Below are 8,950 nucleotides of genomic sequence, written 5' to 3' on the forward strand. Positions count from 1 at the left end.
CCTCCGGCTGCTGCGCAGCCACGCCGGGGCCATCGGCGGCACCCTGCCCGCCCGCGAGGTCCGCGTGATGCTGGCGGTACGGGCCAACCAGCTCCTCGCCGGCGGCGCCGGGCTGCGCCCGACCGTCGTCACCGCGCTCTGCGAGGCGCTGGAGAGCGGCGCGTACCCCGTGGTGAACGAGTTCGGGTCCGTCGGTACGGGCGACATCGCGGCCCTCGCCCAGCTGGGCCTCGCCCTCGCCGGTGAACACCCCTGGCGGGGCGGGCGGGCCCCCGGGGCACAGCCCCTCGACAACAACGACGCGCTGGCGCTCATCAGCAGCAACGCGCTGACGCTCGGTCAGGCGGCCCTGGCGCTCGACGAGTTGCGCCGCCTGGTGACCGCCACCGAACTGGTCGCCGCGCTCTCGCTGCTGGCCGTCGACGGCTCGTACGAGACGTTCGCGGAACCGGTCCACGCGGCCCGTCCGCACGCCGGTTCGTACGCCGTCGCCGCAGACATGCGCCGGATGCTCGGCGCGCCCGACCGCCCGGCGCCGCCGCTCGGCCGGATCCAGGACCCGTACGGGTTCCGGTGCGTGCCGCAGATACACGGACCGGCCAGGGACGCCGCCGACGCCCTGGAGAGCGCGCTGGCCGTCGAGATCAACGCCGCCGCCGAGAACCCGCTGATCGTCCCCGGCACGGAGAGCGAGCCCGTGCCCGCCGCGTACCACCACGGCGGCTTCTACCTCGCCCAACTGGCCCTGGCCCTCGACCACTTCCGGCTCTCGCTCGTCCAGACCGCCCGGCTGTCCACCTCCCGCCTCGCCGCCCTGAACGAGCCCGCCTTCACCCGGCTGCGGCCCTTCCTCGCCGACGCCGAGCCCGCCAGTTCCGGCGTGATGATCCTGGAGTACGCGGCGGGCGCGGCGCTGGGCGATCTGCGGGCGTACTCCGCGCCGGCCTCCCTCGGCCACACCGTCCTGTCCCGGGGTGTCGAGGAACAGGCCAGTTTCGCCTCGCTCGCCGCGCGCCAGACGCTCCGGGCGGCCGGTGCGTACCGGCTGGTCGTCGGCTGCGAACTGGTCGCCGCCGTACGGGCGTTGCGGCAGCGGGGGCTGCGGCCCGAGCCCGGTCTGCCGGTGGGGCGGGCCTTCGAGCTGGCGGAGTCCGTACTTCAAGAGTCGTTCGCCGACCGGCCGTTGACCGATGATGTGACGGGCGCCGCCGCGCTGCTCGACCGGTTCACCGACCTGGCGGCGGACGCGGGGGGCCGTGCGGGACGGGCGACGCCCCGTACGACCACCGTACCCACCACCGCCGTTCCGGCGTCCGTCCTGCCGCCGCCCGTACCCGCGCCTGTACCGCCGCCCGTACCATCGCCCATCGAGCCGCTCGTCCCGCAGCCCGGCCCGGACCCGAGAAGGGGGATCGCGTGAGCGACAGCCCTGCCGCCCGACTCCAGCAGCTCTTCGAGGGCCACCGCCTCACCCCCACCCAGCGGCGCATCGCGCACAGCATGGTGCGCCGGGCCGGGGACGTGCCCTTCCTGTCGAGCGTCGAACTCGCCGAACTGGCCGGGGTCAGCCAGCCGTCCGTCACCCGCTTCGCCGTCGCGCTCGGCTTCGACGGCTACCCGGCGCTGCGCAAGCACCTGCGCGAGGTCGCGCCCACCGAGCAGGACGCGGGGGCGGCGCCGTACAACGAGTACCAGCAGGCCGTGCTGGGCGAGATCGAGAACCTCCGGCACCTGGCCGAGCTGCTCGCGGACCCGGCGCCGGTCGAGCGCGCCGGCCGGCTCCTCGCCGCGTCCCGCCCGTTGCCGGTGCTCGGGCTGCGGGCCGCCTCCTCGCAGGCGCGCGGCTTCTCCTACTTCGCGGCCAAGGTCCATCCGGACGTACGGCTGCTGGACGAGGGCGGCACGATGCTCGCCGACCGGATCGACACGGCCAGGAGCGCGGGTGCGAGCGCCCTGCTCTGTTTCGCGCTGCCGCGCCACCCCAAGGAGGTCGTCGAGGCGCTCACGTACGCGCGGGCGGCGGGGCTGACGGTGGTGACCGTCGCCGACTCCGCGTTCGCGCCGGTCGCCAAGTACAGCGACCTGCTGATCCCGGCGGCCGTCGGCACGGGCCTCGCCTTCGACACGGCCTGCGCGCCGATGCTGCTGGGGCGGGTCCTGCTGGAGGCGATGTGCGACCACCTGCCGGAGGCGCAGACGCGGCTGGAGGAGTTCGACGCGGGGGCGGCGGCGCGGGGACTGTTCGTGGAGTAGGCGACCGGTTCTCGGCGACCGGTTCTCAGAAATTGTTCAGGAAGTCCTATTAATCTCCCCGGCACACACAGGCCGTGAGGAGGCGGATCGTGGGGCGTGCGGGACGCGGTGGACAGTCGCTGGTGAGGGTCGCGGTGGTCGTACGGGCCGGTGCGGCCCCGCTCTGGTGGCTTGGGGTGGTCGCCGCCGGGATCGGGTTGCTGATCCCCGGTCTGACCGGGCGCAGGATCGGCGTCTACGCGGGTGTGGCGCTGTTCGTACTGTCGGCGGCGGCCGTGGTGCTGGTACGCCGCCGCAGATACACCGCCTGGGCGGAACGCGCCTCGCGGGCGGGCAAGTTCGACGTCCTCCAGGACCGGGCCGTGACGACACGGAACTGGCGGCGCGCCCATGTCTGGTGGCTGGCAGGCGGGTTCGCCGCCGCCGTCGGCAGCTCCTTCGCGGTCCCGGTCGTCGCGGGCGCGGTCCTGGCGGGCGCGGGGGTGGGCCTGTGGCTCAAGGCGGCCTGGCTGGGGCGCCTGGAGCGCCGGGACGACGCGCTGCTGTGGGTACGTACGGACTGGGCCGGCTCGGGCCGCCCGGCCGGCAAGCGGGTCAAGGGCTACCGCACCACGGGGGTCGGCGCGGGCGACGCGACCCCGGGCGGCGGCCGACGCCACCGCCCCTGACGAACGGGCCCCGCTCGGCCGCGATCGCGGGAGCGTGACCACGCGCGTGGGCATCGACCGCCGGACTCGGCCGCGTTGACGGGGCCGCGGCTTCCCCTGCGTGGGTGTGGCCACCGCTTGCGCGGGCGGCGACCGCCCCGCTCGGCCGCGTTGGCTGGGGCGTGGTTTCCCCGCGCCGGCGCACCTCGTGCCCACGCGCGACGACTGCCCGCTCCGGCACCCCACCCGTGCCCGCACTTCCCGCGCTGCCACCGGCGGTGCTCCCTGGGCGTGCCTGCCCGTGTGTGCCGGGCTGCGCCCGGCCCTGCGTTCCCGGGCCGCGCCCGCCGCCCCCCGCGCCGCCCCCGCCCGTAGTTCGTGGGCGCGTTCAGCCGTACTCCCCGAGCCGTCCCCGGCGGTGGTTTCCGGGCGCTGCCCGGTGGCGCTCCGTGTGTCGCTTCCGGCTGTGCTCGCGGGGCGGCCCCGTGCGGTGTTTTCCGGGTCGTGCCCGGATGTACTGCCCGGGTCGTGACGGGCCCTACCCGCCCGGGCCGCGCCCACCCGCGCCCCGCCCTGCCGTGGGCTTCCGGCTGTGCTCGCGGGGCGGCCCCGTGCGGTGTTTTCCGGGTCGTGCCCGGACGTACCACCCGGGCCGATACGGGCCCTACTCGCCCGGGCCGCGCCCGCCCCCGCCCCGCCCCGTCGTGCGCAGCCCCACCCACGCCGCCAGCGCGGCCACGCACCCCGTGAAGATCAGTCCCACGGTCCGCAGGTCCAGCAGGAGCGAGAGTGCGCCGACGCCGATCACCGGGAGGGAGATGCCGATGTAGGCGATGACGAAGAACGCCGAGATCGTGCCCGCGCGCTGGGCCGGTGGTGCTGCCGCGCCGATGGAGGTGACGGCGGCGCGGAAGGCCAGGCCCTGGCCCAGGCCGCCGGCCACCGCGCCCGCCACCAGCAGGCCCAGCGACTCCGCCGCCAGGGACGCCGCGACCAGCGCCAGCCCGCCCACCAGGACAAAGCTGCCCAGGGGCAGCGCCCTGCGTCCGCCGACCCAGCCCATCGCGAGCTGCCCCACGGTCGAGGCGAGGAAGGCGGAGAAGACCACCGCGCCCACGACCGCGAGGTTGTCCTCGTGCAGCGTCTGCGTCGCGAAGCTCGGGGCCACCGAGCTGAACAGCCCCAGCAGCGCGAAACCCGCGAAACCCGCGAGCGCGGCGGGACCGAACACCCCGCGGACCTCGGGCGGGACCACCAGGCCCTGCGGGGTCAGCCGGGGCCACCGCCGTACCCGCCCCGCTTTCCCGTCCCCGGAGGCCGCCCGCCGTTTCACGCTCTCCGGGAGCAGCAGCGTCAGGCAGGCGGCCATCGCCAGCAGGACGAGGTGGACAAGGAACGGCAGGCGCAGGGGGTGTGTCGCGTACTCGGCCAGCAGCCCGGCCAGCAGCGGCCCGCAGCCCAGCCCGCCCATGTTCGCGGCGGTCGCCGCGAGGCCCGCGCGCGCCTTGTGCGCGGGGGAGGCCAGGTCCAGCACGGTCGCGGTGGCCGAGCCGCTGAATAGACCGGCCGAGAACCCCGACAGCAGGCGGCCCACGAAGAGCAGGCCCAGCCCGCCCTCGAAGAGGAAACACAGCGCGCTCGCCGCCGACAGCCCCACCGCGATCAGCAGGACCGGCTTCCGGCCCACCTTGTCCGAGTAGTTCCCGGCGAGCAGCAGGACCGCGATCACGCCCACCGCGTACACGGCGTAGACCACCGTCACGATGAACTCGGAGAAGCCCAGCTCCTCCCGGTACAGCCCGTACAACGGGGTGGGCAGCGTGGTGCCCGCCATGCCGATGGCGAACACCACCGCCGCCGCCGGGTAGCCGAGGTGCCGTGGTGTGATCCGCATGGGTCTCAGGATGCGCGGAATCAGCCCGGCGGACGGGCTCCGCCACGGCGCCTGGTCGACGGGCGGCCCCTACGCCTCCGTGCGGTACGCCTCCAGCCGGTCGGCCAGTTCCCGGGGGTGGCCCAGCATCGGGCAGTGGTCACCGGCCATCTCGTCGGGGGCGATGCCGAGCCGCTCCCGCACGATCCCCCGCATGTACGCGGCCGGGAAGAAGCGGTCGTCCCGGGACAGCAGGAACTTCGTCGGCACGTCCGGCCACGCGGCCAGTGGCCAGGGCTTCATGAAGGGGGTGGCCGACTGCGGACGCGCGTGTTCCTGGGCCTGCGCGGCCAGTTCCGGCGGGGTGTCGTGGTGGAACAGGGCGACGGTGTCGTCCGGATACCTGCCGTCCCGCTCGTCCTGCTCGCGCCTGGCCTGCTCGAAACCGGTGTTGCCCCACCACTCGCCCGGACTCTCACCCGGCGCCGGAATCTGCGCCTGGAGCAGCACCAACAGGTCGACCGGCACGCGCTCGCACACCAGCGGGGCGGTGAACCCGCCGAACGAGTGGGCCACCACGATCAGATCCGTACGGTCACCGACGGCCCGGACCGCGGTGTCGGCGTACTCGGCCAGTCCGGCCGTGTCGTCGTCGCACGGCAGGTCCACCGCCACCACGTCCTGGCCCCGCCCGCGCAGCTCGGCCTCCAGCAGGTGCCAGTACCAGGTGTCGGTCCCGGCGCCGGGAAGCAGTACGTATGTGGCCATGGTCAGCGATCCCTCGGTAGCGATTCGCGATCCGCGCGCAGCGCGTCCGCGTGCGGTCCGCCCGACTCGGCGACGATCTCCTCGACCGTCTGGGGTGTCCGTACGGTAGCGAAGCGCACCCCGTCACCGACGTTGTCGCCGCCGTCGGGGGACTCTGCGAACCCGTAGATCCCGGGCCGGGCGAGGCTGTTGTACGCGTAGTGGTTCGAGAAGTAGTACGCGCCGGTGTCCAGCGCGGCCACCAGGTCCCCCTGCCCCAGCAGCGGGAGGGTCCGGTTCTCGGCGAGGAGGTCGCCCGCGAAGCAGGCGGGGCCCGCGACGTCCTGCGCCACGGCCTGGGCGGTGCTCGGGCGGCCCTCGGCGTCGTACGCGGCGACGCGTAGCGGCCAGGATGCGGGGTCGTAGACCGTACGGGTGGCGAGTTGCGCGCCCGCGTGTGTGACCGCGATCGGGCGCCCGCCCGCCGACTTGGCGTACTCGACGCGGGCCAGGACCGTGCCGTGCTTGGCCAGCAGGGAGCGGCCGAACTCGGTGACCAGGCCGTACCTGCCGTCGAACAGTCCGGGGACGGTGTCCCGCAGCAGCCGCGCGTAGGTGGCGTACGTCGGGGTCTCCTCGTCCGAGGCGAAGTTGACCGGGAGGCCGCCGCCGAGGTCGAGGGTGTCGATCTGTTGCCGGCCGACGGCCGCGTTGATCTCCTCGGCCAGTTCGTACGCCGCCCGGACGCCGCGTGCCATCAGCTCCAGCGGGACGCCCTGCGAGCCGGTGTGGGTGTGCAGCCGGGTGAGCCAGGGCCGGGCGAGGCAGGCGCGGACGACCCAGGCGCGGGAGCCCTCGTCGCGGAGGGCGACGCCGAACTTGGACGTCGCGGTGGCGGTGGACAGCGCGCCGATGGAGCCGCCGCCGACCTGGGGGTTGACGCGCAGTCCGATGGGGGAGCGGTGGCCGGGGGCGTCGGCGACGAGCGCGTCCAGGCGGCCCAGCTCCTGCGGGTTGTCGGCGTTGACCGCGATGCCGAGCGCGAGGGCCTCGCGCAGCTCGGCGGTGGTCTTGGCGGGGGAGTCGAGGACGGTGTGCTCCGCCGGGACGCCCGCGGCCCTGGCCAGCGCCAGTTCGCCGGGGCTCGCGACCTCGGCGCCGATGCCCTCGTCGTTCAGCAGCCGCAGGACCGGCACCAGCGGGGTGGCCTTCACGGCGAAGGCATGCAGGACGGCGGTGTCCGGGGCGGTGACCTCGGCGAACGCGGTACGGAGCGCGGCGGCGGAGGCGCGGATCCCGTCCACGTCGAGCAGGGCGATCACGGGCTGCTCCTCGGTGAGCAGCCCTTGTACGACGGCGGCGCGCACCGCGCGGTCACGCCGGGCGGGCGCGCCGCCGGCCCGGACGTTCCGGTCGTCGCGGTCTCGGTCGTTCTCGCGGTTCAGGCCCATGCGTGCCAGCCAATCATCGTTGTCGGCCGATCGCCGTCGATTTGCGGTCGATCTGCCCCCGATCGGGCCGCGTGCGCCCCGCGCCTGTTGACTACAACTATTCATCCGTCCAGGATGTGAATAGATCGGCCAACATGACGTGCACGGCCCACACGATCCACTGTGCACCACCCCCATGGAGGAGGCACCGCCATGTCAGGACCCCGCCCCGTACGAGCAGCGCGCGGTACGGAACTGAGCGCCCTGGGATGGCAGCAGGAGGCCGCCCTCCGCATGCTCCAGAACAACCTCGACCCCGAGGTCGCCGAACACCCCGACCAGCTCGTCGTCTACGGCGGCACCGGCAAGGCGGCCCGCGACTGGCGCTCCTTCGACGCCATGGTCCGTACGCTGCGCACGCTCAAGCAGGACGAGACGATGCTCGTCCAGTCCGGCCGCCCGGTGGGCGTGATGCAGACCCACGAGTGGGCGCCGCGCGTGCTGCTCGCCAACTCCAACCTGGTGGGGGACTGGGCGAACTGGGAGGAGTTCCGGCGCCTGGAGGCCCTCGGGCTCACCATGTACGGGCAGATGACGGCCGGTTCGTGGATCTACATCGGGACCCAGGGCATCCTCCAGGGCACGTACGAGACCTTCGCGGCCGTCGCCGCGAAGAAGTTCGGCGGCACGCTCGCCGGGACGATCACCCTCACCGCCGGGCTCGGCGGCATGGGCGGCGCCCAGCCGCTCGCCGTGACCATGAACGACGGCGTGGTCATCTGCGTCGACTGCGACCCGCGCGCCATCGAGCGCCGGATCGAGCACCGCTACCTGGACGTGAAGGCCGACAGCCTCGCCCACGCCCTCCGGCTGGCCACCGAGGCCCGCGACGCGCGCCGCCCGCTCTCCATCGGGCTTCTGGGCAACGCGGCCGAACTGCTGCCCCGCATGCTCGCCGAGGGCGCCCCGGTCGACATCGTCACGGACCAGACCTCCGCGCACGACCCGCTCGCCTACCTCCCGCTCGGTGTCGACTTCGACGACATGACCGCGTACGCCGCCGAGAAGCCCGCCGACTTCACCCTGCGCGCCCGTGAGTCGATGGCACGGCACGTCGAGGCCATGGTCGGCTTCATGGACGCGGGCGCCGAGGTCTTCGACTACGGCAACTCCATCCGGGGCGAGGCCCAGCTCGCCGGATACGAACGGGCCTTCGCCTTCCCCGGCTTCGTACCCGCCTACATCCGGCCGCTGTTCAGCGAGGGCAAGGGCCCCTTCCGCTGGGCGGCCCTGTCCGGCGAGGCGTCCGACATCCACAAGACCGACCGGGCGATCCTCGAACTCTTCCCCGAGAACGAGTCCCTCCACCGCTGGATCAAGCTGGCCGGCGAACGTGTCCACTTCCAGGGCCTCCCGGCCCGCATCTGCTGGCTCGGGTACGGCGAGCGCGACAAGGCGGGCGGGCGGTTCAACGACATGGTCGCCTCCGGCGAGCTGGCCGCGCCCGTCGTCATCGGCCGCGACCACCTGGACGCGGGCTCGGTGGCGTCCCCGTACCGCGAGACCGAGTCCATGCTCGACGGCTCCGACGCCATCGCCGACTGGCCGCTCCTCAACGCCATGGTCAACGTCGCCTCCGGCGCCTCCTGGGTCTCGATCCACCACGGCGGCGGCGTCGGCATGGGCCGCTCCCTCCACGCCGGACAGGTCACCGTCGCCGACGGCACGAAGCTCGCCGGCGAGAAGATCCGCCGCGTCCTGACGAACGACCCGGGCATGGGCGTCATCCGCCACGTCGACGCCGGTTACGACATCGCGGAGAGGGTCGCCGAGGAGCGCGGCGTCCGCGTCCCGATGCGCGAGGGCGCCGCCGACGAGTCCTCCGCGGCAGAGTTCCCCGCCGCCGGGTCCGCCCCCGCCGGGTCCGCCACCTCCACGACGGACGGCACCCCCGCGTGAGCCCCCGCACCCCGCACCCCGCGCCGCCCGCCCGCGAACCC

At 74.2% G+C, this 8,950-nt stretch carries 7 protein-coding genes; 4 read left to right on the top strand and 3 right to left on the bottom strand.

Annotation, left to right across the window (positions count from 1 at the left end; all coding sequences use genetic code 11):
- From GT042_RS01075 to GT042_RS01085, 3 genes are all read left to right on the top strand, one after another.
- Nucleotides 1-1,420: aromatic amino acid lyase (locus tag GT042_RS01075; RefSeq protein WP_161306812.1), on the top strand; the 1,420-nt coding region annotated here is incomplete at its 5' end.
- Entirely contained in the window at nt 1,417-2,253 is an 837-nt protein-coding gene (locus tag GT042_RS01080) for a MurR/RpiR family transcriptional regulator (protein ID WP_161306813.1), read from the top strand. The genes GT042_RS01075 and GT042_RS01080, both read left to right, overlap by 4 nt.
- Before the next feature lie 89 nt (nt 2,254-2,342).
- Nucleotides 2,343-2,921: a hypothetical protein gene (locus GT042_RS01085; RefSeq protein ID WP_161306814.1), complete on the top strand. Its 579-nt coding sequence runs from the start codon at nt 2,343-2,345 to the stop codon at nt 2,919-2,921.
- A gap of 643 nt (nt 2,922-3,564) precedes the next feature.
- Here GT042_RS01085 and GT042_RS01090 read toward each other — a convergent pair.
- The 3 genes from GT042_RS01090 to GT042_RS01100 form a co-directional block, all read right to left on the bottom strand.
- Nucleotides 3,565-4,794, bottom strand: a complete 1,230-nt coding sequence (locus tag GT042_RS01090) for an MFS transporter (RefSeq protein WP_161306815.1) — start codon at nt 4,792-4,794, stop codon at nt 3,565-3,567.
- Nucleotides 4,795-4,863: 69 nt separating this feature from the next.
- A complete protein-coding gene (locus GT042_RS01095) occupies nt 4,864-5,541 on the bottom strand; it encodes an alpha/beta hydrolase (RefSeq protein ID WP_161306816.1) in 678 nt (225 codons plus the stop codon).
- Nucleotides 5,542-5,543: 2 nt separating this feature from the next.
- The gene (locus tag GT042_RS01100) at nt 5,544-6,971 is read right to left on the bottom strand and encodes a diaminopimelate decarboxylase (protein WP_161306817.1); all 1,428 of its coding nucleotides are present in this window, start codon (nt 6,969-6,971) and stop codon (nt 5,544-5,546) included.
- A gap of 192 nt (nt 6,972-7,163) precedes the next feature.
- On the opposite strand from GT042_RS01100, the gene hutU reads away from it, so the two are divergent.
- A complete protein-coding gene (gene hutU / locus GT042_RS01105; protein WP_237530365.1) occupies nt 7,164-8,909 on the top strand; it encodes a urocanate hydratase in 1,746 nt (581 codons plus the stop codon).
- The last annotated feature ends 41 nt before the right edge of the window (nt 8,910-8,950 follow it).

Origin of the sequence: Streptomyces sp. SID3212, assembly GCF_009865405.1 — a bacterium.
In the GTDB taxonomy this organism is placed as follows: domain Bacteria; phylum Actinomycetota; class Actinomycetes; order Streptomycetales; family Streptomycetaceae; genus Streptomyces.

What these genes read in the sequence shown, in the direction of transcription:
- GT042_RS01090 (WP_161306815.1), bottom strand. Translation starts at nt 4,794, where the DNA reads ATGCGGATCACACCACGGCACCTCGGCTACCCGGCGGCGGCGGTGGTG.
- GT042_RS01095 (WP_161306816.1), bottom strand. Translation starts at nt 5,541, where the DNA reads ATGGCCACATACGTACTGCTTCCCGGCGCCGGGACCGACACCTGGTAC.
- GT042_RS01100 (WP_161306817.1), bottom strand. Translation starts at nt 6,971, where the DNA reads ATGGGCCTGAACCGCGAGAACGACCGAGACCGCGACGACCGGAACGTC.
- hutU (WP_237530365.1), top strand. Translation starts at nt 7,164, where the DNA reads ATGTCAGGACCCCGCCCCGTACGAGCAGCGCGCGGTACGGAACTGAGC.